This is a genomic window from Mycobacterium hubeiense, assembly GCF_002838065.1.
Lineage (GTDB): Bacteria > Actinomycetota > Actinomycetes > Mycobacteriales > Mycobacteriaceae > Mycobacterium > Mycobacterium hubeiense.
This window is the reverse complement of record NZ_PIZU01000026.1, coordinates 49,320-70,924: the sequence shown is the minus strand read 5'-3', so window position 1 is coordinate 70,924 and position 21,605 is coordinate 49,320. Positions and strand designations below refer to the sequence as shown.

28 protein-coding genes and 1 pseudogene are annotated in these 21,605 nt (G+C 67.1%); 14 read left to right on the top strand and 15 right to left on the bottom strand.

What is annotated here, in order from left to right; all coding sequences use genetic code 11:
- From CWS39_RS19260 to CWS39_RS19240, 5 genes are all read right to left on the bottom strand, one after another.
- The coding region (locus tag CWS39_RS19260) for a lectin (protein ID WP_102144526.1) at positions 1–487 on the bottom strand (487 nt) is incomplete at its 3' end.
- A gap of 69 nt (positions 488–556) precedes the next feature.
- A complete protein-coding gene (locus tag CWS39_RS19255) occupies positions 557–1,963 on the bottom strand; it encodes an NAD(P)/FAD-dependent oxidoreductase (RefSeq protein ID WP_102144536.1) in 1,407 nt (468 codons plus the stop codon).
- A 10-nt stretch (positions 1,964–1,973) separates the two neighbouring features.
- The gene (locus CWS39_RS19250; RefSeq protein ID WP_102144525.1) at positions 1,974–3,143 is read right to left on the bottom strand and encodes a cation:proton antiporter; all 1,170 of its coding nucleotides are present in this window, start codon (positions 3,141–3,143) and stop codon (positions 1,974–1,976) included.
- Positions 3,144–3,146: 3 nt separating this feature from the next.
- A complete protein-coding gene (locus CWS39_RS19245; protein ID WP_102144524.1) occupies positions 3,147–3,629 on the bottom strand; it encodes a cation:proton antiporter regulatory subunit in 483 nt (160 codons plus the stop codon).
- 29 nt (positions 3,630–3,658) lie between these two features.
- Positions 3,659–4,585 carry a sterol desaturase family protein gene (locus CWS39_RS19240; protein WP_102144523.1) on the bottom strand — a complete coding sequence of 309 codons (927 nt, stop codon included), beginning with the start codon at positions 4,583–4,585 and terminating at the stop codon, positions 3,659–3,661.
- A 56-nt stretch (positions 4,586–4,641) separates the two neighbouring features.
- Between CWS39_RS19240 and CWS39_RS19235 the strand changes: the two genes are divergently transcribed.
- From CWS39_RS19235 to CWS39_RS19220, 4 genes are read left to right on the top strand one after another with little or no spacing between them, the layout of a single operon-like run.
- Positions 4,642–5,550, top strand: coding sequence for an oxygenase MpaB family protein (locus tag CWS39_RS19235; protein ID WP_102144522.1), 909 nt, complete (start codon positions 4,642–4,644; stop codon positions 5,548–5,550).
- The gene (locus tag CWS39_RS19230; RefSeq protein ID WP_102144521.1) at positions 5,547–6,164 is read left to right on the top strand and encodes a TetR/AcrR family transcriptional regulator; all 618 of its coding nucleotides are present in this window, start codon (positions 5,547–5,549) and stop codon (positions 6,162–6,164) included. The genes CWS39_RS19235 and CWS39_RS19230 overlap by 4 nt, the downstream gene beginning before the upstream one ends.
- A gap of 9 nt (positions 6,165–6,173) precedes the next feature.
- Positions 6,174–6,518 (top strand): DMT family transporter, encoded by a 345-nt coding sequence (locus CWS39_RS19225; protein WP_102144520.1) that lies wholly within the window; start codon positions 6,174–6,176, stop codon positions 6,516–6,518.
- A complete protein-coding gene (locus CWS39_RS19220; protein WP_102144519.1) occupies positions 6,518–6,841 on the top strand; it encodes a DMT family transporter in 324 nt (107 codons plus the stop codon). The genes CWS39_RS19225 and CWS39_RS19220 overlap by 1 nt, the downstream gene beginning before the upstream one ends.
- Here CWS39_RS19220 and CWS39_RS19215 read toward each other — a convergent pair.
- Positions 6,810–8,009: an MFS transporter gene (locus CWS39_RS19215; protein WP_102144518.1), complete on the bottom strand. Its 1,200-nt coding sequence runs from the start codon at positions 8,007–8,009 to the stop codon at positions 6,810–6,812. The genes CWS39_RS19220 and CWS39_RS19215 overlap by 32 nt on opposite strands.
- Positions 8,010–8,060: 51 nt before the next feature.
- Here CWS39_RS19215 and CWS39_RS19210 point away from each other — a divergent pair, with 51 nt between their 5' ends.
- Positions 8,061–8,405, top strand: coding sequence for a YidH family protein (locus tag CWS39_RS19210; RefSeq protein ID WP_102144517.1), 345 nt, complete (start codon positions 8,061–8,063; stop codon positions 8,403–8,405).
- On the top strand, positions 8,405–8,731 hold the full coding sequence (locus CWS39_RS19205) for a DUF202 domain-containing protein (protein ID WP_102144516.1): 327 nt from the start codon (positions 8,405–8,407) through the stop codon (positions 8,729–8,731). Before CWS39_RS19210 ends, CWS39_RS19205 begins: the two co-directional genes overlap by 1 nt.
- On the opposite strand, the gene CWS39_RS19200 is transcribed toward CWS39_RS19205, so the two are convergent.
- Together CWS39_RS19200 and CWS39_RS19195 are read right to left on the bottom strand one after the other, a co-directional pair.
- On the bottom strand, positions 8,721–9,623 hold the full coding sequence (locus tag CWS39_RS19200; protein ID WP_102144515.1) for an SDR family NAD(P)-dependent oxidoreductase: 903 nt from the start codon (positions 9,621–9,623) through the stop codon (positions 8,721–8,723). The two genes, CWS39_RS19205 and CWS39_RS19200, sit on opposite strands and share 11 nt — an antisense overlap.
- The gene (locus CWS39_RS19195) at positions 9,620–10,228 is read right to left on the bottom strand and encodes a TetR/AcrR family transcriptional regulator (protein ID WP_102144514.1); all 609 of its coding nucleotides are present in this window, start codon (positions 10,226–10,228) and stop codon (positions 9,620–9,622) included. The genes CWS39_RS19200 and CWS39_RS19195 overlap by 4 nt, the downstream gene beginning before the upstream one ends.
- Before the next feature lie 84 nt (positions 10,229–10,312).
- Between CWS39_RS19195 and lysA the strand changes: the two genes are divergently transcribed.
- The 3 genes from lysA to CWS39_RS19180 all read left to right on the top strand — a co-directional run bounded on the left by lysA (position 10,313) and on the right by CWS39_RS19180 (position 14,243).
- Positions 10,313–11,578: a diaminopimelate decarboxylase gene (lysA, locus tag CWS39_RS19190; RefSeq protein WP_102144535.1), complete on the top strand. Its 1,266-nt coding sequence runs from the start codon at positions 10,313–10,315 to the stop codon at positions 11,576–11,578.
- A gap of 20 nt (positions 11,579–11,598) precedes the next feature.
- The gene (gene malQ / locus CWS39_RS19185; protein WP_102144513.1) at positions 11,599–13,755 is read left to right on the top strand and encodes a 4-alpha-glucanotransferase; all 2,157 of its coding nucleotides are present in this window, start codon (positions 11,599–11,601) and stop codon (positions 13,753–13,755) included.
- A gap of 71 nt (positions 13,756–13,826) precedes the next feature.
- Positions 13,827–14,243, top strand: a complete 417-nt coding sequence (locus CWS39_RS19180; protein ID WP_102144512.1) for a hypothetical protein — start codon at positions 13,827–13,829, stop codon at positions 14,241–14,243.
- On the opposite strand, the gene CWS39_RS19175 is transcribed toward CWS39_RS19180, so the two are convergent.
- Both CWS39_RS19175 and CWS39_RS19170 read right to left on the bottom strand, forming a co-directional pair.
- Entirely contained in the window at positions 14,240–14,674 is a 435-nt protein-coding gene (locus CWS39_RS19175) for an SRPBCC family protein (RefSeq protein ID WP_102144511.1), read from the bottom strand. The genes CWS39_RS19180 and CWS39_RS19175 overlap by 4 nt on opposite strands.
- Positions 14,675–14,865: 191 nt before the next feature.
- On the bottom strand, positions 14,866–15,711 hold the full coding sequence (locus CWS39_RS19170) for a lysophospholipid acyltransferase family protein (protein WP_102144534.1): 846 nt from the start codon (positions 15,709–15,711) through the stop codon (positions 14,866–14,868).
- A gap of 119 nt (positions 15,712–15,830) precedes the next feature.
- Between CWS39_RS19170 and CWS39_RS19165 the strand changes: the two are divergent.
- A pseudogene (locus CWS39_RS19165) lies at positions 15,831–16,175 on the top strand (nuclear transport factor 2 family protein); the annotation flags it as partial.
- A gap of 70 nt (positions 16,176–16,245) precedes the next feature.
- On the opposite strand, the gene CWS39_RS19160 reads toward CWS39_RS19165, so the two are convergent.
- Positions 16,246–16,737 (bottom strand): NUDIX hydrolase, encoded by a 492-nt coding sequence (locus CWS39_RS19160; protein ID WP_102144533.1) that lies wholly within the window; start codon positions 16,735–16,737, stop codon positions 16,246–16,248.
- Positions 16,738–16,790: 53 nt separating this feature from the next.
- Positions 16,791–16,940, bottom strand: a complete 150-nt coding sequence (locus tag CWS39_RS29230; RefSeq protein ID WP_199178203.1) for a hypothetical protein — start codon at positions 16,938–16,940, stop codon at positions 16,791–16,793.
- A 134-nt stretch (positions 16,941–17,074) separates the two neighbouring features.
- Here CWS39_RS29230 and CWS39_RS19155 point away from each other — a divergent pair, with 134 nt between their 5' ends.
- On the top strand, positions 17,075–17,929 hold the full coding sequence (locus CWS39_RS19155) for an SGNH/GDSL hydrolase family protein (RefSeq protein WP_102144510.1): 855 nt from the start codon (positions 17,075–17,077) through the stop codon (positions 17,927–17,929).
- On the opposite strand, the gene CWS39_RS19150 is transcribed toward CWS39_RS19155, so the two are convergent.
- Positions 17,835–18,182, bottom strand: a complete 348-nt coding sequence (locus CWS39_RS19150) for a DUF732 domain-containing protein (protein ID WP_102144509.1) — start codon at positions 18,180–18,182, stop codon at positions 17,835–17,837. The two genes, CWS39_RS19155 and CWS39_RS19150, sit on opposite strands and share 95 nt — an antisense overlap.
- A 40-nt stretch (positions 18,183–18,222) precedes the next feature.
- Here CWS39_RS19150 and cmaA1 point away from each other — a divergent pair, with 40 nt between their 5' ends.
- The gene (gene cmaA1, locus CWS39_RS19145; protein WP_102144532.1) at positions 18,223–19,104 is read left to right on the top strand and encodes a cyclopropane mycolic acid synthase CmaA1; all 882 of its coding nucleotides are present in this window, start codon (positions 18,223–18,225) and stop codon (positions 19,102–19,104) included.
- Positions 19,105–19,119: 15 nt separating this feature from the next.
- Here cmaA1 and CWS39_RS19140 read toward each other — a convergent pair whose 3' ends face one another.
- Both CWS39_RS19140 and CWS39_RS19135 read right to left on the bottom strand, forming a co-directional pair.
- A complete protein-coding gene (locus CWS39_RS19140) occupies positions 19,120–19,683 on the bottom strand; it encodes a hypothetical protein (protein WP_102144508.1) in 564 nt (187 codons plus the stop codon).
- Between the two features lie 82 nt (positions 19,684–19,765).
- Positions 19,766–20,566, bottom strand: coding sequence for a nuclear transport factor 2 family protein (locus tag CWS39_RS19135; protein WP_102144531.1), 801 nt, complete (start codon positions 20,564–20,566; stop codon positions 19,766–19,768).
- Between the two features lie 86 nt (positions 20,567–20,652).
- Here CWS39_RS19135 and CWS39_RS19130 point away from each other — a divergent pair, with 86 nt between their 5' ends.
- Entirely contained in the window at positions 20,653–21,060 is a 408-nt protein-coding gene (locus CWS39_RS19130) for a hypothetical protein (RefSeq protein WP_102144507.1), read from the top strand.
- A gap of 94 nt (positions 21,061–21,154) precedes the next feature.
- Complete coding sequence (locus CWS39_RS19125) at positions 21,155–21,577, top strand: hypothetical protein (RefSeq protein ID WP_102144506.1); 423 nt, start codon at positions 21,155–21,157, stop codon at positions 21,575–21,577.
- Positions 21,578–21,605 lie beyond the last annotated feature (28 nt).

Below are 21,605 nucleotides of genomic sequence, written 5' to 3'. Positions count from 1 at the left end.
CCCACAACGTGTCACCGGAGACCACGGTGTAGGTCCGCGCGGCCGGCGGCGGCGGTGGCGGCGGTGGTGGTGCCTCGGCGGGCAGCGGCTCCTCGGCCGCGGCGGGCGCCACTTCCGGTTCCGCCTCTTCCCCCGGCGCAGGTGGGGGCGGCTCGTCGGTTTGGGTGTTCGACGACCAGGCGGGCCCGTCGAACCCATACAACACCAGATTGCGATCGTCCTGCAGAAGGAGCCGAACGTCCTTGGCGCCCTTGGTGTCGGTGTGCCACACCGGCTTGTCGGGCGTATAAAGCACGCAGTTGCCGTCGCTCTGCACCTCGAGGCGCTCGACGTTCTGGCCGTTGGTGCCGGTGGCCCACACCGCCCGACCGCGTTCGGCGAGCACCAGATTGCCGTCCTCCTGCAACGTCAGGGTGTATGCACCGTTACGGGAAGTCAGCGACTGGCCCTTCTGCAGCTTCTCGCCCTTGAGGAGTCTGTCTCCCACGTCAATTTCCCCTTACATCGGAGCACGGCTGAGCATACTGATCACGCCTGCTGCCGTGGGGTTTTCGCGTCACGAATCGAAACCGAGCCCGACTGCGTCCAGCGTGCGCAGGACCAGGTTGCGTCTACCGGCAGCGTGGTCGGCCCGATCCAGGGACCATCGGGTGGCTTGAATTCCTATGCTGGCCAAGGGTTCTGGCGGGAACGGCAGCGGCCGCTTGCGCACCATCTCCAACCTGGTGCGTGGCGTGTCGTCACCGTCGAGCAGATCCAGGCAGACGTCGGCGGCGAACCGGGAGGCGCCGACTCCCAGACCGGTGTAGCCGTTGACGTAGGCTACCCGGCCCTCGCAAGCCAGTCCCCAATGTGCGCAGAATCGGGTGTTGGTGTCGATGGCGCCCGCCCACCGGTAGTCGAATCGGACATCGGACAGCTGCGGGAAGGTGAGAAAGAAGTGTGCCGCCAGCCGGCGATAGGTGGCAGGCCGGTCCTCGTAGGCGGGGTCGACCTTGCGACCGAAGTGGTACACAGCGTCATACCCACCCCACACGATCCGGTTGTCCATGGTCAGCCGGTAATAGTGAAATTGGTTGGCGCAGTCGCCGATTCCCTGTCGTCCCCGCCAACCGACACGATCCAGCTGGGTGTCGCCCAGCGGTTCGGTGGCCAGCACATAGTCGTAGACCGGAACGGTGTAGAGGCGGTTGCGCCGCAACAAGCTGGGAAAGACGTTGGTCGCCAGCACCACCTTGCGCGTGGTGACGACGGCTTCGGTGGTGGCCACCCGCACCGCGGCGCCCGCGGTGTCCAAGGACCGGGCGTTGGTGTGCTCGGCGATTCGCACACCGGCCTGGGTACAGGCACGGGCAAGTTCGAACGCCAGCTTGGCGGGATGCACGATCGCACAGGTGTCCGGGCTGAACAGGCCCGCGCGGTAGGTCGGTGAGTGCACTTCGGACTGGACCGCAGCCTGGTCAAGAAACTGGCCCTCGCCGTCGGCGGCGGCATCGCGCAGCCACTGCACTTGATGTGGCTCGGTGGCCACCGTCAGCATCCCGGTGCGCTGCCATTCCACATCCAGGCCGAGTCGTTCGATATCGGATTGCATACCATCGAGATTCGCCAAACCCATCGTGTTGAGTTCGTCGATCTCGTTGGGCCAGCGCGACTTTCCGTTCTCGAGCCCGTGTGTGAGGCTGGCGTCGACGAATCCGCCGTTGCGGCCCGAGGCCGCCCACCCGACACGATGGGCGTCAATGAGCACGATGCGCCGGTCAGGATGTCGTTCGGCGGCGTGCAGAGCCGTCCACAAGCCGGTGTAGCCGGCACCCACCACCAGCAGATCACAGGTGACCGAGCCGCTCAGCGGTGGATAGTCCGGACGCGGTATGTCCAGCCACATCGAGCCGAACCTGGCTGCCGCAAGCGAACGTTCGATCAGCCCTGGATCGACATGGTCATCAAACACCGTCTTCACAGCGCGGACCTTACGCCTGTCCTTCGGACGCGGGACTGCGGCGAATCGGTCGGCCTCCACCGGCGAAGCGCGTCAGCACCGGACCGACGATGGCGAGGATGAACACGTACGGGGTGGCGACCGCCCCGACCGCTTCGAACGACGTCCCCACCAAACCGATGATGACGAGCGAGAACTCGCCGCGCGCGATCAGCGCCGTCCCGGCGCGCATCTGACCCGGCCGGCCCACCCCCTCACGGCGAGCAGCGAATTGGCCGGTGAGTATCTTCGTCGCCGCAGTCACCGCGGCCAGGGCCAGCGCTGCCGGCAGCATCGGCAACAAATCGGCGGGGTCGACGGAGATCCCGATGGCGAGGAAGAAGATCGCCGCGAACAGGTCACGCAACGGACTGAGCACCATGCGCGCTCGGTGGGCCGACTCACCGGTCAGGGTGAGCCCGACGAGGAAGGCGCCGACGGCGGCGGAGGCGTGGATGAATTCGGCGAGCGCGGCGACGATCAGGGTGAGGCCGAGGATTCGCAGCAGCACCTGCTCGTTGTCGGGGTGTGCCACCAGCCGACCGACATGATGGCCCCACCGATACGACGCGCCGAACGCCAAGATCAGCGCCCCTACCGCAATGGCCATGCCGAACAACGCATTCAGCCAACTGCCACCGGCCGCCAGCACCGCCAGCAGCGGCAGGTACGCGGCCATCGCGAAGTCTTCCAACACCAGAATCGACAGCACCGCAGGCGTTTCCCGGTTGCCGAGCCGGCGCAGATCGCTGAGCAGCCGCGCGATGACGCCAGAGGATGAAATGTAGGTCACCCCGGCCAACGCCACGATTCCGACGCCGTTGAGGCCGAGCAGCCAGCCGGCGATCGCGCCGGGGGTGGCGTTGAGCACGACATCGACCCACGCCGACGGCAGGTGCCGGCGCAGGCTGCTGGCGAACTCGCCGATGGAGAACTCCAGGCCCAGTGTGAGCAGCAGCAGCACCACGCCGATGGTGGCGCCGGTACTGACGAATTCGCCTGCCGCGGGCACCGGGGTGATGCCGCCCTCGCCAAGCGCCAAGCCGGCCAGCAGGTACAGCGGAATGGGTGACAGCGCGAATCGGCGGGCGGCGGTACCCAACACGGTGAGCACCGCGAGGATGACGCCGAGCTCGAGCAACAGCGCCGCCGAAACCTGCACCGGTCAGCCTCTGGCGACGATCTGCTCGACTCCCGCGATGCCGTCGTGCGTGCCGATCACCACCAGCACGTCGCCGGCGCGCAGAATCTCGGCCGGTCCGGGCGAGGCCAGCACCTCCTCGTCACGGACGATCGCCACGATGGACGCGCCGGTGCGGGTGCGTGCGCGGGTGTCCCCGAGCGGTCGGTCGACGAACGGGCTGCCCGGGCGGATCTCGATTTGGCCGGCGTTGAGTCCGGGCACTTCCCGCGTCAGATCGGCGAACCGCTCGGCGATTCGAGGTGCGCCCAAGATCTGCGCGAGCGCCTCGGCTTCCTCGTCGGTGAGCCGGAACACCTCCTGAGCCTGGTCGGGGTCGTCGCGCGGATACACGACAATCTCGAAGTCGCCGGTGCGCCGTGCGATGACGCCGATGCGGTCACCGTCGCGGTTCTCGAACTCGTAGCGCAGGCCCACCCCGGGCAGCAGCACCTCTTTGACGTCCATGGGTCAATACTGCTGCGTCGAACGTCGACTTATGTGCGAACTTCGGCGGATTCTTCGACACGTCGACGTTCGGCACCTGCGGGCGCCCAACCGGGCGGGCCGAAGATGTAGCCGACCCGATCACGCCAGCGTGTGGCCCGTCGCACATCGCGGGCGATGGCGACGTATTCGCGGGTCTGCAGCTTCCAGATGTTGAACGTGTTGACCGGTTTGGTCAGGCCGTAATGCGGGCGGTAAAGCTCGGGCTGGAACGTGCCGAACATCCGGTCCCAGATGATGAAGATCCCGGCGTAGTTCTTGTCCAGATACTCGGGATCCATGCCGTGGTGCACCCGATGGTGAGACGGCGTGTTGAAGATGAATTCGATTGGCCGCCATAGTTTGTCGATGTGCTCAGTGTGCACCCAGAACTGGTAGATGAGGTTGATCGAGAAGCTGGCGAACACCATCCACGGCGGAACACCCAAGAGTGGCAACGGGATCCAGATCAGGATCTCGCCGCTGTTGTTCCACTTCTGGCGCAGCGCGGTGGCGAAGTTGAAGTATTCGCTGGAGTGGTGGGCCTGATGGGTCGCCCAGATCAACCGCACCCGGTGCGCGATGCGGTGATAGGTATAGAAGAGCACGTCGACGCCGACGATCGCGATCACCCAGGTGTACCACTGCGTCGACGGCAGATGCCACGGCGCGACATACGCGTAGAGCGCCGCGTACCCCAGCAGTGCGACGGACTTCCACGCCGCGGTGGTCGCGACCGACACCAGACCCATCGAGATGCTGGCCCACGCGTCGCGCGTGTGGAAGGCGCCCGACGGCGGTCGGTCCTCAATCCGTTCCAGTTTGCGTGCCGCGGTCCACTCGATGATCAGCAGCAACAGGAAGAACGGGATGGCGAACAGCACCGGGTCCCGCATCTGCGGCGGCAGCGCATCCAAGACCGCCCTGACCGCGTCCATCCAGGAAGTTTATCCGGGCAGGCAGCTGATGGTAGGAATTAGGTAGTATTCGTCACATGTATACCAGCGCGCTGCGTCGCCATATCGTCGCCGAATTCGAACAGGGCGCGGGGTGTCACGACGATCCGCTGGTCTATGGCGGTCCGCCCGGCGACCCGGGCCTCGTCGGCCCGGGCAGTGTGTCGTGGGAGGTCAACGCCGACCTCGCGGCGGTCTCACAGGCGGGACTGCCCGCGATCGTGCTGGAGATACTGCATCCGTCCGTGGTGGCGGGCGTGCAGGAATTCTCGAACTATCGCCAGGACCCGTTCCAGCGGGCCCGCGCCACGTTGGGCTACGTGTTGACCACCACGTTCGGCAACACCGAGGCGGCGACTGCCGTCATCAACCGCGTCAAAGGGGTCCATTCGTTCGTCCACGGCACACGTCCCGACGGTGTCCCGTACCGGGCGCTGGATCCCGAACTCATCGCCTGGGTGCACACCTGCATCCCCTGGATGATCATGCAGGCCTTCGAGCACACCATAAGGCCGCTGTCACAACAGGAGAAAGATCGCTATCTCGCCGAGCAGGCCGTCATCGGCTGGATGGCCGGCGCGGACCGGGTGCCGACGACAGTCGCGGAGCTCGACGACTACGTCGAGTCCATGCGGCCCAAGCTCGGCGTCAACACACAGACACGCGAGTTCATCGACTTCCTGCTGAGTGCACCGTTGTCCACCAATTTCCCCAGGGCGGTCGACCGCCCGCTGCACCGCTTCGTCATGTATGCCGGCATGAGCCGCGCACCGCGGTGGGCACGCGAACTGATCGGCTTCGACCACCCCTCGACGCTGACCCACCGCCTCATCGAGCCGGCGCTGCAGCTCGACGCGCGGCGGCTGCGCTGGGCGTTCGGCACGCCGCGCTACGTCGCGCTGGCCACCGAACGCGTCGCGGCCCAAAGTCGGGTCACCGCCTCATGATCCACGCGCAACTGCTCGAGGTGGTCGGCAGCGCGGCCGCCGACGGCGCCGACGACGCCGATCGCACCAGCCAGCGTATTCTCGACGCCGCCGTGGCGGAGGCCGCCGCCGTTGGCCTGCAGCGCATCACGGTCGAGGACGTGGTGCGCCGCGCCGGGGTGTCCCGGATGACGGTCTATCGGCGGTATCCCCGTCGCGACGACCTGATCGAGGCGCTGGTGCGCCGGGAAACCCAGCGATTCCTCGCCGCCGTCGCCGACGCCATCGACGGCGCCGACGATCCCCGCGAGGGGGTGGCCGAGGCATTCATCGCCGCGGTCACCTTCGCCCGTGAACACCCCATGCTGCGGCGCGCCGCACACCTCGAACCCGCGCCGGTCGCCGCCTCCGCCGAACTACTGAGAATGGGATCGGCGTTCATCGCCAACTACATTCACGGCGATACACCGGGCACCCCGTCGCAGCCGGTGCGCTGGGTGGCCGACGTGTTCGCGCGGCTGTTCTTCACCTACATCTCCATGCCGCCCACCGATCCGGACTTCGGCGACGACGCCGAACTGCGGCGGTTCGCTCACGAGGTGCTCACGCCGATGGTGGAGCGCGCCGTCGGATAGTTTGTAGCCGTGCGGAAGTGGACGCTGTTGGTTGCGGCCATCACGGTCGAAATCGCGGCCACGCTGTCTTTGCGGGCGTCTCAAGATCATTCGGCATGGCTACTGCTCGTCGTCACCGGATACGTCGGCGCGTTCGTCTTCCTCACCGCGGTGCTGCGGGCCGGCATGCCGGTCGGGGTGGCCTACGGTATCTGGGGTGCAACCGGCACCGCTGCCACCGCCGTGCTGGCGGCGGCGATCTTCGGCGACCCGTTCACCTGGCCAATCGTCGCCGGCATCGGGTTGATCATCGCCGGAGTCTTGTTGGTGGAGTTCGGATCCCATCCCAAACGAGCCGACGAGCCGACGTCGTGATGTGGTGGGCGTTGGTCGGCGCGATTGTCGTCGAGGTGTTCGCGACGCTGTCGCTACGGGCGTCGGACGGGTTTCGCCGCAAGGCGTGGATCGCCCCGGTGATCGTCGGCTACCTGGTCTCGTTCTTCCTGCTGTGGGTGTCGCTGTCGTTGGGCATGCCCGTCGGCATCGCCTATGGCGTGTGGACCGCGTGCGGTGTGGCGCTTGTCGCCGTCATCGCGCGGTTCCTGTTCGCCGAGCCGCTGACCTGGATGATGATCTTCGGCATCGTGCTGATTGTGGCCGGGGTCCTCACGATCGAGCTGTCCGGCGCCGTGCACTGAGGGCGACGGCCAACACCATCACCGCAACCCCGGCAACAGGGACGGACAGCAACCCCACCCGCAGGCTCGTCGCGTCGGCTATCACGCCGACGATCAGTGGTGACGACACGAAACCGACCCGCATCAACCACGTCACCGCGGTCAAGCCGGTCCCCGGGCGCAGCCCAGGCAGTTCGTCGGCGGCGTGCATCGCGGCCGGAATCAGCGTGGCCACGCCTAGGCCCGCGGCCGCGAACCCCGCGATCGTGCTGGGGATGCTCGGGAATGCCAGCGCGCAGCCCATGCCCGCCGCCGTGAGCAACCCGCCGGCCCGCGCCACCGCGCATTGACCGAACCGGTCGACGAGCCGGTCGCCAATCAACCGGCCGACGAACATGAAGCCCGCCAAAGCGATGTAGCCGAACGCGGCGAGCGCAGCCGGAGCGCCCATGCTGTCGCGGAGATACAGTGTGGCCCAGGAACTTCCGGCGTCCTCGATGACCGCCCCGGCGATCGCGATGACCACCAGCGCGAGCAGCGTGGCGTAAACCGTGAAGCTCAGCCGGTGCCCGCCGGTCGCGCGCGCCGAAGGGTGGTCGTCGTGATCGGAGCCCGGCAGCAGGTAGGGATAGGCGAACAGCACCACCGCGGAGAACGCAGCCGCGGCAATCGCCAAATGCGTTGCCCGCGGGATGTGCAACGCGATCGCAGCGGCACCCATCAGGCCGCCGAGGATCGCGCCGGCCGCCCAGACCGCGTGAAATGAGTTGATGATCGAGCGCCCGTAGGTGCGCTGCACCCGCAGCCCGTGCGCGTTCTGTGCGACGTCGGTGATCGCATCGCACGCCCCGGCGATGAACAACGCGCCCGCGAGCATGACGGGTGTGGTCGCCAAACCGGCGGCGACCACGAATAGCGCGATTCCGGTGGTCCCCACCACGGCCACCCGCGACGAGGAGAATCGCCGAATCAGTGCCGCCGCAGTCAAACCCGCCACCAGCGCACCGACGGAGAACGCCGCGACCGCGCCGCCGTACACCGCGTTCGACAGCTGCAGATCGGCCTTGATCTCCGGATACCGGGGCAACAGGTTGGCGAACAGAGCTCCGTTGGTCAAGAAGTACGCTGCGACAGCGACGCGGGCCCGCCGGTCCTGTGCCTCGGCGCTGTTCAGCGGTCCGGGCACCATGTTCGGTGACAATACCCACGCCGAACCGAGATCATCCCTACTGTGTGGCGCATGGCCGACGTCGACGAGCAGGAACCGGATTACCGCTTCACACTGGCCAATGAGCGGACATTCTTGGCCTGGATCCGCACTGCGCTGGCCTTGATCGCCGGCGGTGTCGCCGTCGTCCAGTTGGTCCCGGCGTTCAGCGTCCCGGGCGTGCGCCACGGCCTCGGTGTGTTGTTGACCAGTGCCGGTGGTGTGCTGGCCGTGCTGGCGGTCCGGCGCTGGCAGCGGGTGCAGACCGCGATCCGGCGGAACACCGACATGCCGCGGTCCCCGATGCCCTGGCTGCTTGCCGGTGTCATCGTAGTCGTCGCGGTACTGGTGGTCGTCGTGCTGTTCGTCCAACCGTGATGCGTCCGCAAGAACCGAAGCGCGGCCTTGCGGCTGAACGCACCCAATTATCTTGGGAGCGAAGCGCTTTGGTGTTTCTCGCCAGCGGCGCCATCCCCCTGATGCGCGACGGGCCACTGTCGGTCGGCCGTACCGCACTGGCCGTCGTCGGCATCGCGCTGGCCGCGCTGTCGGTGTGGTTCGGCGCGTTACGGGCGCGACGCACGCTACAGGTCCATCCGGCGTCGGGCCGAAAGATCGTTGCCTCGCCCCGCCTCGAAGTATTCGCCCTCGGTTGGGCCACAGCCGGATTCGCGGCGATAATCATCGTCATCCTCATGCTCTAGCCTGCACAACCAATTGTTCGCTGGTCTCCCAGAGGTCACGGGCCTTGTCGAGGTCATAGGAGTCGGTCGATGAGCGGATCGGCTTGCGGCCGGCGAAGTACTGTCCGGTGACGCCGTCGTGGCTGGGGTCGACGGCCAGTGCCGCCAGGTAGCGACCGGAAGCCCGGGTGCTTCGTACACCGGGAAGCACGCGCAGGGCCGGCAGCAGATACCGCCACGCCAGCCGCTGCACCGGCGGGTAGTCGCGGGCCAGCCCGCTGCCGGGCATCAAACCGGGGTCGAATGCGGTAACGCTCACCCCCTGGCGTCCGTGCTCGAGACGGCGGTCCAGCTCGTAGGCGAACAGCACATTGCACAGTTTGGATGTGGTGTACCGGCGGCGGCCCTCCGTCGGTCCCTGCCCGGTGTCGTGCGCCAGCTCGCCGGCCGACGTGTAGCGCGGTGCGGGCATCCCGGTGTGTTTGTCCGGATCATGAGTTCCACTGCTGACCACCACAATTCGCGCCGGCCGTGCCAACACGTCCAGCAACCCCTGCACGAGGGCGAAGTGACCGAGATGGTTCACGCCGAACGTCAGCTCGAATCCATCGGCGGTGGTCGCGCTGTCCCCCACCACCTGGACCCCGGCGTTGCACACGACCGAGTGCACCGGCGGCAGCCCGGCGGCGCCCAGCCTCGACGGAAAAGTGCGCACCGACTCGAGCGACGCCAGATCCAGCTCCAAAACCGTGGCGCGCCGCGGCGCGCTGAGCCGGGCCGCCGCGTCGGCACCCCGCGCGGGGTCGCGCACGGCGAGCACCACGTGCCACATCGGGGCGGCGGCCAAAACTGCCCGCGCGCATTCGAATCCCAGCCCGGTGTTGGCGCCGGTGATAATCGCGGTCCTGGTCATTTCTCCTCCAACAAAACGGGGATCAGTGCGGCCACGGCCTGCCAGAGCCGCCGGTACATGCGGTCGACGTCGGTCGCGTGGGGTTCGAGGTGGTCTGCGAGAAACACACCGTCGGACTGCGCGACGGCGAACGCGGTGAGTTCCGTGACGACGCGGCGCGCCTTGGCAGGTGGAACGTCGGCCGGTAGCAGTTCGGTGATCGCATCGCGAAACCGTTTAAGTGCGGTATTGCGAACGCGGCGCACCACTTCGGCGACCGCCGGATCCTCGCTGCGCTCCAACGAGAGCAGGTAGAACAGGCGCAGGAAGTCCGGGTGCTGCGACTGCACGGCGGACAGTGCTGCCAGTCGCTCCTCGGCCCCGCCCCGCTGCGGGATGGCCGCGAAAAACCGGTTCGCGCCGCGCTCCATCACCGCCGCCAGCACGCCCTCCTTGGAACCGAAGTGCCAGTAGATGGAGCTCGGCGGCAGGCCGCAGGCCTTGCGGATATCGCTGATCGACGTTGCCGCATAGCCCTTCGTGGCCATCAAACGTTCGGTGGCGTCGAGAATCTGCTCACGCGAGGCCTCGCCCTGCTGCTGGCGCCTGGTCGGCGAAATCGTCATCGACGACCTTCTGTAAGGATCATTACAGACATACTAGCACGCCCGCCGATGGGAGGCCGACACAAAATCTGGCAGGCTGAATCGATGACGGCCTCCACCGACGAATTGCTCGGGCTCTTCCCGCCGGGCACCCGCCTCGACGACGACGGCACCCTCACCGTGGGCGGATGCCGACTCGACCGCGTGGCGGCCGAATTCGGCACCCCGGTGATCGTCGTCGCCGAAGAGGCCCTGCGTGCGCGGGCCGACGACTACCTCGCCGCATTCCGCAGCCGGTGGCCGCGTTGCGATGTCGCGTTTGCGTCGAAAGCGTTCCCCTGCACCGCGGTTGAACGCGTCATGGTGCAGGCCGGCCTGTACATCGACGTCGCCGGCGGCGGTGAGGTCCTGACCGCGCTCAAGGCCGGCGCCGACCCCGCGCGGCTCATCCTGCACGGCAACGCCAAGACGGACGAAGAACTCGTGCTCGCCATCGCCAACGGCGTCGGGCTGGTGGTCGTCGACAACTTCGACGACATCGACCGGCTGGAACGGCTCGTGCCGCGCGGCCATCAGCAGCCGTGCCTCGTGCGCGTCATCCCCGGTGTCGACGCGGCCACCCACCCCTCCCAAGCGACCGGCCACAGCGGCTCGAAGTTCGGTTTGGCGCCCGACGACGCCCGCGAAGCGATCACCCGCATCGAAGGCAGCGCCAAACTGCGCCTCGACGGATTGCACACCCACGTCGGATCCCAGTTGCTCAACGTCGAGCAACTGGCCCAGGCCGTCGAGCCGATCGCCAAGCTCGGCACCTTCGACACCTACGACCTCGGGGGCGGTCTCGGCGTGCGCTACACCTACGTCGAGCATCCGCCGACGCCCGACGAATACGCCGACGCCATGGTGACCCAGGCCCGCGCGTTGTTGCCGGAGGGCAGCCGCATCATCGTCGAACCCGGCCGCAGCATGGTCGCCTCCAGCGCGTGCACGGTGTATCAGGTGACCACGGTCAAACGGGGGCAGGTGGTCCACGTCGCCGTCGACGGCGGAATGGCCGATAATCTCGAGGTGTCCTTGACCGGACAACGGTTCGAGGCGACGATCGTCGACCGGGTCGGCGGCGGCGAACTTGTCAGCGTGGTGGGCCGGCACTGCGAGTCCGGCGATCAGTTGGTCGACGGCGTCCCACTTCGCGAACCCACGGTCGGCGATCTCTTGGCGGTGCCCGTCACGGGGGCGTACTGCTACACAATGTCCAATCAATACAACGGCGCCCGCCGCGTGCCGGTGGTGTTCGTCCGCAACGGAGATGCCCGCCAAGTTGTGCGCCGCGACTCCTGGGACGACCTGTTGATCCGCGATGTGGGCTGAGAAACGGCAAGATTGGCGTCATGACTGAGCCGGGCGGATCGCTGATCGAGCTCGCTCACCGCTTCGCTGTGGCCACCGAGTACCACGATTGGACGGGCCGGCGCGTGACCGTCGGCGAGTCCACCTTGGTGGCGGTGTTGGCCGCGCTCGGCGTCTCCGCCGCCACGGAGGACGAGCGCGCCGCCGCGCTACGCGCACAGGACCGCGACTACTGGTCGCATACGCTGCCGCCGACGATCGTCGGGCGCGCGGGCAGCACATCGTCGTTCTGGGTGCACGTCACCCACGGCGACCCGGTGCGGATCTGGATCCGGCTGGAGGACGGCACCGTGCGCACCGGTCTGCGTCAACTCGAAAACTTCACGCCCCCATATGATCTCGATGGTCAATTGATTGGCGAAGCCACCTTTGAACTGCCCGACGATCTGCCGCTGGGCTATCACCGGCTGCACGCCCAGGCCGGCTCGTTCGATGCCGGCACCACGCTCATCATCACGCCGCCCTCGGTGCCGCTGCCCACCCGGCTGGACGGTAGGCGCACCTGGGGCCTGGCCACGCAGCTCTACAGCGTGCGCTCGCAACGATCTTGGGGCACAGGCGATCTGACCGATCTCACCGATCTCGCCGTGTGGGCCGGCTCCCGACATGGCGCGGGATTCATCCTCGTCAACCCCCTGCATGCGGCCGCGCCGGTCGCGCCGATGGAGCCCTCCCCCTACCTGCCCACCTCGCGGCGCTTCGTCAACCCGATGTATCTGCGCGTTGAGGCGATAGCCGAATACGCGGATATGCGCGGCCGCGGCCGCCTCCGCAAGGCCAAGGCCGCGGTGCAGGCCCACGCCGACCGCAGCGAACTCATCGATCGAGACACCGCATGGTTGGCTAAACGCGCTGCACTGCAACGGCTCTGGCGTGTCAAGCGATCCGCGGGCCGCGAGTTGGCGTATGCGGCCTACCGCAATCGGGAAGGGCGTGCGCTGGACGACTTCGCCACCTGGTGCGCGCTGGCCGAGACCTACGGCGCCGATTGGCACGACTGGCCCCACGACTTGCGGCATCCGGCCAACTCCGCAGTCGCCGACTTCGCCGCGGCCAACGCCGACGCCGTGGACTTCCACCGGTGGCTGCAATGGCAACTCGACGACCAACTGACCAGCGCGCAGGCGAGCGCCGTGCAGGCCGGGATGGACCTCGGCCTCATGGCGGACCTCGCCGTCGGCGTCGACCCCAACGGTGCCGATGCGTGGGCCATGCAGGATGTGCTGGCCCTCGGGGTCACGGCGGGCGCGCCGCCCGACGAGTTCAACCAACTCGGACAGGACTGGTCACAGCCGCCGTGGCGACCCGATCAGCTCACCGCGCAGGCCTACGAACCGTTCCGCGCGTTGGTCAACGCGGTGCTGCGGCACGCGGGAGCAGTGCGCATCGACCACATCATCGGGTTGTTCCGGTTGTGGTGGATTCCCAAGGGGTCAGCGCCGACCGAGGGCACCTATGTGCGCTACGACCATGAGGCGATGATCGGCATTGTCGCGCTCGAGGCCCATCGGGCCGGCGCGCTTGTCGTCGGCGAGGACCTCGGCACCGTCGAACCGTGGGTCCGGGACTACCTGCGCGACCGCGGGCTGTTCGGCACCTCGATCCTGTGGTTCGAGCTCGACCGCGACGGTCACGGCGGTCCGCTCGAGGCGCACCGCTGGCGCGAATACTGTTTGTCGTCGGTCACCACCCATGACCTGCCCCCGACGGCCGGCTACCTGGCCGGAGAACATGTGCGGTTACGCGAGCGGCTCGGCCTGCTGACCCGCCCGGCCGACGAGGAACTCGCCGATGACCGGGCCGCGCAGGCCGCCTGGCTGGCGGAGCTACGGCGGGCCGGGTTGCTGGGTGACTCCGATGCCGACACCGACGAGATCGTGACAGCGCTTTACCGGTATCTGGGCCGGACACCCTCGCGGCTGCTCGCGCTGTCGCTGGCCGATGCGGTGGGCGACGTGCGGACCCAGAATCAGCCCGGCACCACCGATGAGTATCCGAATTGGCGGGTGCCGCTGTGCGATCCGGCCGGCCAACCCGTGCTGCTCGAGGACATCTTCGTCGACCCGCGCGCGGCCGCCTTGGCCGAGACCATGAAAGCCCAGGTCCAGCCCCCGGATTCGGGGACGCGTAACGGTTGACGGCCCTCGCAGCGGTTTCTTAGTGGGTGGTTCTGCGATATGTTCGCACCGCAGCTACGGATGGAGACCACGTGAACAAGCTTGTTGTGCTCGGTGTCGGCGCGCTCGGCGCGGCGTCGGTTGCCGTGCTCGGCGCGGGCGTCGCCGCCTCCGAACCCAACGACAACCACGTCCTCAACGTGGTGGGTGAGCCATATGCCAAGGCTCTCACGATCCTCAAACAACAGGGCGTCAAGGCCACCTTCGGCGGCTCCTTCGGTAGCGCGTTGCCGCAGGCCCAGTGCCTCGTCGACCAGCAGAAGGTGAACTCCAGCGGCAAGATGCTGCTGATGCTGGACTGCAGCCAAGAGGCCGCCGATCAACTCGCGGAGTCCGGTCCCGCCGGCGGCCCGACCGTCGGATCCAACGGCGTCACCACGGTGACACCGACGCCTGTGGTGCCGATTCAGGGCGCACCCGGCGCGGGCGCGCCACCGCCGCCGGCCTAGCCTTCGACCAGATTGCGCAGGCGGGTCAGCGTTTTGTCCATGTTGCGACCGACCTCTCGCGCTGCCACGCGGTCGGCGATGAACCCCAGGATGCTGCCCGCCGATTCGTAAGCCAGGCGAAAGGTGAGCCGGGTGCGGCCGTCGCCGGCCTCGCGCAGGCGGAACCGCCCGCGCTGCGACACCCCGGTAATCCCGATCCATGCAAGATCCCGCGACGGGTCGAACTCGACCACCTCGACGACGCCGCCGATCGGCACCGAGCCGATCTTCCAATGCACGGTGTAGCGCGACCCGATCCGCATCGGTCCTTCGGTGATGGTCTCCCAGCGCTCCAGGCTCGAGATGAACTCCGGATAGCAGTCGGGGTCGGTGACGACCTTCCACACCCGGTCGCGGTCGGCGTCGATGACGCAGTGCCTCTCGACCCTCATCGCGGCTCTCTCTTCTTCGCGCAAGCGCTCATCGCGGCCCTCTCTTCTTCGCGCAAGCGCTCATCGCGGCCCTCTCCTCTTCGCGCAAGCGCTCATCAGGGCCCTCTCTTCTTCGCGCAAGCGCTCATCAGGGCTCTCTCTTCTTCGCGCAAGCGCTCATCAGGGCTCTCTCTTCTTCGCGCAAGCGCTCATCAGCCGATCACCGGGAATCGTCGCTCGGCCGCCAGCCGGTCCACGCCGGCCTGCAGACTCGAGAGCACCTTGTCGTTGATCGTGTCATCGTCGGCGACCCCAATCTCGTTGGCGTCGATGGGTTCCTGCACCTCGACCACGATCTTGGCGGGCAGCGGGATGTGCCCGGCCAGGTCGCTGATGTTCAGCCCCCACGGCAACGCCAGCGAAATCGGCACGCTCTTCAGCCGCAGCAACTTGTCGACCATCAGCAGCCTGGCCAGCCACTGCCCGCGGTCGAGGAACAACGCCGTCTCCTGTCCGCCGACGCTGGCCACCGGCACGATGGGCACACCCGCCTCACGGGCCAGGCGTACGTAGCCCTTGCGGCCGCCGAAATCGACCTCGTGACGCTTCCACGAAGGCCGGAACACCTCGTAATCCCCGCCGGGATAGACGAGCAGTGCGGCACCGGAACCCAGCGCCATCTTCGCGTTCTCCGGGTTGGCGGCGACCGTGCCGAACTTGCGCAGGAAGCCCAGCGGCGGCGCCGTCACCACCAGGTTGTGGGCCAATTGGTAGAACGGCCGCTCCACCCCGAAGTAGGAGCAGAAGGCCAGCGTGAACACGAAGGTGTCCGGCGGCACGTTGCCCCCACTGTGGTTGCCCACCAACAGCACCGCGCCCTTCGGGGGGATCCGGTCGAGGCCCCGCACGTCGGCGCGAAAGTACAGCGAGGCAAGGAGCCAGGTGCCCGGCAACTGGTCACGAATGTAATCCGGATCGCGACTGTCCAGATCGGCCTTGGGCACCCGAGACGCGACTTGATGCCTGACCCACCCGAGGACGTCGCCGAACCCTGCCATGTCGCTCATATTGACACCACCACGCGGTCGCAAACCGGCGTTCGGCGACTATGCCGAGGATTCGAGTGGATATATAACTTCAAACCTCGGCATAGCAACGCGTCTGTACTATTCCGGCCGTGAAGCTCAGCGTCGCGGACCGGCTGGCACTGACCGATCTCGTCCACCTGTACGCCGCCGCCGTCGACGACCGCAGATTCGACGATGTCGCCCAATTATTCACCGACACAGCCGAATTACGGTTGCCCGACCCGCCGAGACATCTCGAGCCGGTGCGCCACCACCACGGCCACGACGGTGTCCGTGCGGCGATGGCGCAACTGGCCACGATCGCCCGCACCGAGCACGCGATCGTCGGCGAGGTTTACGCCGAGGGACCTGACGCGAATTACGCGCTGGGCCGCATCACCGCCATCGCACATCACTGGAGCGTCGTCGACGACGAGGCGACCGATCTGATCTGGCACCTTCGCTACGACGACGAATACCTGCTCACTCCGACGGGATGGCGCATTCACGGCCGGGCGTTGACCATCAATGCGATCGAGACGCGGCCGGTTCGCCGCCTTCGAGCGCATCCATCAACCGATCGAGCAACGGACGCTGACCCTTCAGCAGCTTCGACCGCGCCTCATCGACGGAAAACCAACCCACGCGGTCGATTTCGGGATACTCCCTGACGTTTTTGGAGCCCTTCGGCCACTCCATCGTGAAGGTGTTGCTGACCGTGCCGTCCAAATCCAGGTCGCCCCGCACCGCGAACGCGGTGATGATCTTGCCGCTGGGCTGCCGCAACGGTTCGAAGTCGATGCGCGGTCCCTGCGGCGCAGTCTTGCCGAGTTCCTCGGCGAACTCGCGCAGGGCCACCGCCCATGGATCCTCACCCTCGGTGTACTCGCCCTTCGGGATCGACCACGCACCTTCGTCCTTACGCGCCCAGAACGGTCCGCCGGGATGCCCGATCAGCACTTCGACGATGCCGTCGGTGATCCGGTACAACAGCAGCCCGGCGCTCAGCTTCGGCATACCGAGCATCCTCTCATCACGAGATGCGCACTGCCGCAACCTTAGAACGACGGCTACTCGTCCCAGTCGGCCTCTTCGAGCAGTGCTTCGACCGCCCCGGCGAGGTGCGCCGCCGCATAGACGCTGTGGTGGCCTGACGCTTGTTTGAACTGTGCAAGTTCGCTGCCAACTTCGCGGAGCATGTCGTCGCTCACGCGTGCCATCGTGTCCCCTTCATGTCCCCCGACTGCGTCTGGCACGAATCACCATAACGTATTTGGCTTCGCCGGGGCAGTCGGCAGCAACGCGAACCGAACTGCGGTAGCCGAGTCCGTCACCACACCCTAAAGTCGCGTCCGTGGCGCGATACTCCCGGTATGTCGCGATCGGTGACAGCCAGACCGAGGGCCTGTGGGACGTCGACGAAACGGGCGCCCTCGTCGGTTTCGCCGACCGGCTGGCCGCGATGCTGGAGTCACTCTGCCCAGGTCTGAGGTACGCGAATCTCGCCGTGCGCGGTCGACGGGTGCGCCACGTCCTCGACGAGCAGTTGCCGGTGGCGCTGGCGATGCAGCCGGATCTGGTCACCGTGTGCGTGGGCATGAACGACGTGACGCGGCCAGGACGGCATTTCGACCGTGCCCTGGCCGATCTCGACGACCTCTACGCGAAACTCGCGGCATCCGGGGCGACCGTCGTGACGACCACCTTTCCCGACATCACCCGTATCTTGCCGGTCGGGCGGCTGCTCGCCGGGCGGGTGCGCAAAATCAACGACGCGATCCGGTCCGCGACCGACCGGCACGGCTTTCGCCTCGTCGACCTCTACATCGCGCCGTCGATGTCGGAGCCCGACACCTGGAGCGCCGACCGGGTGCACGGATCTACCAATGGACACATCCTTTTCGCCGCCGCGGCGGCCGAGGCGCTGGCGTTGCCGGGCAGCAGTCATGACTGGGCACATGCAACGGCGGGCGTCGACCCGTCATCGCCCCGCTCGCGGGCCTACTCGCAACTGTTGTGGACCCGCAACATGCTGATGCCATGGCTCTGGCGACACATCCGCGGCCGCTCCAGCAGCGAGGGCCGCCAGCCCCGGCGGCCGCAGCTCGCGTTACTCAGAAACCCAGAATTGACAGGGGAATCGGTGACGCCCCCGACCCGATCGACGACACCATTGCCGGGCAGAACATGGAGATCGCCAGGCCGGTGAACATCGTGCCCACGCCGAGTGGCATGCCACCGGTCTCGGCCACCTTCGCAGCCACATCGGCCGCGGTCTGGCCCGGCTCGGCCAGCATCGGGCAGACCGACTGACCCAGTGCCACCGCCTGCGCCGGGTCCGCGGCGCCGATTCCGGCTTCGGTCAGCGCCGCCAGGAAGGCGTCCTCGGCGGGTTCGGCCTGAGCTGGGGCGGCCAGCATGACAGCGGATGTGGCCAGGGCGCCGGCGAGCGCCAGCGGCATTGAGTATCTGCGGTGCACCGCAGAATCGTACGCTGTCACGATGGCCAATCCCCCGAAGGACCAGGACAGCCTCAAGCCGCACTTCGAAGATGTGCAGGCGCACTACGACCTGTCCGACGACTTCTTCCGGTTGTTCCTGGACCCGACCCAGACCTACAGCTGCGCGTACTTCGAACGCGACGACATGACGCTGGAAGAGGCGCAAATCGCCAAGATCGACCTGGCGCTGGGCAAGCTGGGGCTGCAGCCCGGCATGACGTTGCTCGACGTGGGCTGCGGCTGGGGCGCCACCATGCGCCGCGCCATCGAGAAGTATGACGTCAACGTCGTCGGTCTGACGCTGTCGAAGAACCAGGCCGCCCACGTGCAGAAGATGTTCGACGAGATGGACAGCCCGCGCACCAAGCGCGTGCTTCTGTCTGGCTGGGAGCAGTTCGACGAGCCCGTCGACCGCATCGTGTCCATCGGCGCCTTCGAACACTTCGGCCACGAACGCTACGACGACTTCTTCAAGATGGCACACGACGTGCTGCCCGAAGACGGAATCATGTTGCTGCACACCATCACTGGGCTGCACCCGACGGAGATGATCGAGAAGGGCCTGCCGCTGTCGTTCACGTTCGCCCGCTTCGTCAAGTTCATTGTGACCGAGATCTTCCCGGGCGGACGGCTGCCGTCGATCCCGATGGTCGAAGAGCACGCCACGGCGGGCGGTTTCCGGGTGACGCGGGTGCAGTCGCTGCAGCCGCACTACGCCAAAACGCTCGACATCTGGGCGGCGGCGCTTGAGGCCCACAAGGACGAGGCCATCAAGATCCAGTCCGAAGAGGTCTACGAGCGCTACATGAAATACCTCACCGGTTGCGCCGAGATGTTCCGCGTGGGTTATATCGACGTCAACCAGTTCACGCTGGAGAAGTAGCGCTTCAGATCCCCGTCAGATACCGGTCCAGGCGGCGTCGATGCTGTCGGCCACGTCGATGATCTTGGCCTTCTGCGACCCCGGGCTGTCGATCTCGCCGGCGACGTGGGCCGCGATGAATCGCCTGATCTCGGCGTCGACGCCGGCGACGATGCGCAGCACCTCGGCCCGCAGCGACTTCGACGTCACGTGGATGGCGATGTCGGCCGGCCGGGGTTTCTCGACGTCGAGGATCAACAGCAACGGTTCAGCCGCCCGTGCCGTGGCGCGTAAAGCGATCTCGCCGAACACGATGAATCGCGGGCGGTCGATCCGCAGGTCCACCACCATGTCGATCTCCAGCGGGATCCGGATGTCAAAGGTGATCTGCTCGCCGAGCGTGCGGCTCAGCCGTGGTTCCTGGACGCGTACCTTGGCGGTGACCTTGGCGATCTTGCCGGGACCCTGACCCATCGGACCCATTTCGAACTCGTCGCCGGCGATCGCGGCGATGGCGCCTCCGACGCGCTCTTCGGTCACCGCGATCTCGAAGAACCTGCGGCCGAATTCTTCGTAGGTGATGTAGTCGTGGGGTTCCATAGCGCCTATACCGTCTCACGCCGGGGCCGTCGCAAAGAGCAACATGCCCGATTCGTCGAATCAGCCGTTAAGTACGGGGTTGTCAATCGAGCTCGGAGAAGTAGCGAATCCGCTTGACGGTGAACGGGTTCGAACCCACATCGGCGAACAGCACGGCGTACTCGCCGGAACGCTCGACCGAGGCGACCATGGTGTGCCCGGAGCAGATCAGCTTGTACCATCGCGCCCCAGCCATCCGGTTGAGCAGCTCGGCCGCCGTGAGCGCATCGTCGTCACCCCTGGTGATGCGCGCTTTGCGGGCCAGTCGCCGCCGAACCGTGAGTTCGTCTCCAGCGCATGCCTGGTCCAAGAACTTCGCGAACTGCCGCCGCCCCGACGCGCCCGCCCCGCGCAGCCCGCTCAGAAACCCCAAGGTGCCCGCCAGGCCCTGGTTGCGGAGCAGCCCGACACTCAACTGGAGACCGGCGGGCACCGCCCGGGGACCGCCACGGAGAAACTGCAGAACCATCGAAGGAAGTTCCCAAAAGGCCAACAGCGCAGCGATTTTCAGCTCGCCCCCGTGCTCGCGCAGGTCGTAGCGCAGGTATGCGGGGATGCGCAGGGCCAGACCCGATCCCATCCTGACTTCGAGCTCGAGGTCGCGGATCACCGTGGTGCCGACGACGACGTCGACGTCGGGGTGCGCTCTGATGTCGCGCGGGCCGATGAACGTGTCGTAGAAGCGCCCGATCTGGGCTCGCCCGCGATGCGGGCGCGATCCGACCGGGTCTTCGACGCGGCCGTGCGGGGTGAACAGCGCCAGCCACGGGCTGCGCTCATGGGCGCCGGCCGCCTCGACCGACCGCTCGGCGGCGGCCAGCGCGTCGGCACGTGTGAAAGCCATCTGGTCGTCCATCCCCCAGTTCGCCGGCGACAGGCACAATGGTTACTACCGCGAGTCTCGCGGTTTGCGCCACAAGGAGGACGGCAATGGCCAACAACGGACCATTCGGATTCGACCCCGAGGAGTTCGACCGAGTTGCCCGCGAGGCGGGCGAGGGACTGCGCGAGGCGCTCGACGGCATTGCCAGGTTCTTCACCACGTCAGGCGAACGGGCAGGTTGGGCGTCGCTGGTCGACGAGTTCGGCAGGTATTCGCGCGGGCGCACCCGCCCCGAAACCACCGGCGAAACCGGGGACGGGGTCTGGGCCATCTACACGGTGGACGCCGACGGCGGTGCGCACATCGAGCAGGTGTACCCGACTGAGCTCGACGCGCTGAGGGCGAACAAGACCAACACCGATCCCGCACGCAAAGTGCGGTTCTTGCCGTACGGCATCGCGGTGAGCGTGCTCGACGCCGACACCGGCGACGCCGACGGCGCCGAGGAGCAGTAGCCGAAAATCGTTCGGATGCCCACCTCGGCCCGTTAGGCTTTGGCGCGGGGCAAACCAGGCAGGTGAGCCGGGTCGGACGAGACGAGGGTGGGACATGATTCGCGAACTTTTCGTCGCAGCGGCAATCGCGTCGGCCGCGATCGGATTGGCGCCCGCGGCAGCGGCCGACCCCTCCAACGACTACCACGACGATCCCGGGCGCTACCCCACCGATGTGCCCGGCATAAATTATGAGGCCCGCCTTGGTGCGCCGTGCTACAGCTGGGAGCGCAACGTCTTCGGCCGCGGTCGGGGCGGTGAGCCGCTGCAGTGTCGGTGGATTCCCAACCAGTGGCCACCGGTCTACACCGGTTTCTGGGTTGCGTCCTATCCACTGCACGGCGTGCAGGAGATCGGCGCGCCGTGCCCGTCGCCGCAGGCGGCGGCGCAGTCCCACGACGGTCGCCCGATGCTGTGCCTCGGCGCGCGGGGCTGGCAGCCGGGCGTGTTCACCGGAGACGGCTTCTTCCCGGTGTGACCGTGTGACCGGTTGACCATACATCTCG

Coding starts and splice junctions, on each gene's coding strand:
- CWS39_RS19235 (WP_102144522.1), top strand. CDS start 4,642: ATGTATACCAGCGCGCTGCGTCGCCATATCGTCGCCGAATTCGAACAG.
- cmaA1 (WP_102144532.1), top strand. CDS start 18,223: ATGGCCAATCCCCCGAAGGACCAGGACAGCCTCAAGCCGCACTTCGAA.
- CWS39_RS19245 (WP_102144524.1), bottom strand. CDS start 3,629: ATGGACGTCAAAGAGGTGCTGCTGCCCGGGGTGGGCCTGCGCTACGAG.
- CWS39_RS19150 (WP_102144509.1), bottom strand. CDS start 18,182: ATGCCGCTGGCGCTCGCCGGCGCCCTGGCCACATCCGCTGTCATGCTG.
- CWS39_RS19160 (WP_102144533.1), bottom strand. CDS start 16,737: ATGCCGAAGCTGAGCGCCGGGCTGCTGTTGTACCGGATCACCGACGGC.
- CWS39_RS19130 (WP_102144507.1), top strand. CDS start 20,653: ATGGCCAACAACGGACCATTCGGATTCGACCCCGAGGAGTTCGACCGA.
- CWS39_RS19170 (WP_102144534.1), bottom strand. CDS start 15,711: ATGGCAGGGTTCGGCGACGTCCTCGGGTGGGTCAGGCATCAAGTCGCG.
- CWS39_RS19230 (WP_102144521.1), top strand. CDS start 5,547: ATGATCCACGCGCAACTGCTCGAGGTGGTCGGCAGCGCGGCCGCCGAC.
- CWS39_RS19210 (WP_102144517.1), top strand. CDS start 8,061: ATGGCCGACGTCGACGAGCAGGAACCGGATTACCGCTTCACACTGGCC.
- malQ (WP_102144513.1), top strand. CDS start 11,599: ATGACTGAGCCGGGCGGATCGCTGATCGAGCTCGCTCACCGCTTCGCT.
- CWS39_RS19195 (WP_102144514.1), bottom strand. CDS start 10,228: ATGACGATTTCGCCGACCAGGCGCCAGCAGCAGGGCGAGGCCTCGCGT.
- CWS39_RS19215 (WP_102144518.1), bottom strand. CDS start 8,009: ATGGTGCCCGGACCGCTGAACAGCGCCGAGGCACAGGACCGGCGGGCC.
- CWS39_RS19205 (WP_102144516.1), top strand. CDS start 8,405: ATGCGTCCGCAAGAACCGAAGCGCGGCCTTGCGGCTGAACGCACCCAA.
- CWS39_RS19125 (WP_102144506.1), top strand. CDS start 21,155: ATGATTCGCGAACTTTTCGTCGCAGCGGCAATCGCGTCGGCCGCGATC.
- CWS39_RS19140 (WP_102144508.1), bottom strand. CDS start 19,683: ATGGAACCCCACGACTACATCACCTACGAAGAATTCGGCCGCAGGTTC.
- CWS39_RS19135 (WP_102144531.1), bottom strand. CDS start 20,566: ATGGCTTTCACACGTGCCGACGCGCTGGCCGCCGCCGAGCGGTCGGTC.
- CWS39_RS19240 (WP_102144523.1), bottom strand. CDS start 4,585: ATGGACGCGGTCAGGGCGGTCTTGGATGCGCTGCCGCCGCAGATGCGG.
- lysA (WP_102144535.1), top strand. CDS start 10,313: ATGACGGCCTCCACCGACGAATTGCTCGGGCTCTTCCCGCCGGGCACC.
- CWS39_RS19175 (WP_102144511.1), bottom strand. CDS start 14,674: ATGAGGGTCGAGAGGCACTGCGTCATCGACGCCGACCGCGACCGGGTG.
- CWS39_RS29230 (WP_199178203.1), bottom strand. CDS start 16,940: ATGGCACGCGTGAGCGACGACATGCTCCGCGAAGTTGGCAGCGAACTT.
- CWS39_RS19200 (WP_102144515.1), bottom strand. CDS start 9,623: ATGACCAGGACCGCGATTATCACCGGCGCCAACACCGGGCTGGGATTC.
- CWS39_RS19220 (WP_102144519.1), top strand. CDS start 6,518: ATGTGGTGGGCGTTGGTCGGCGCGATTGTCGTCGAGGTGTTCGCGACG.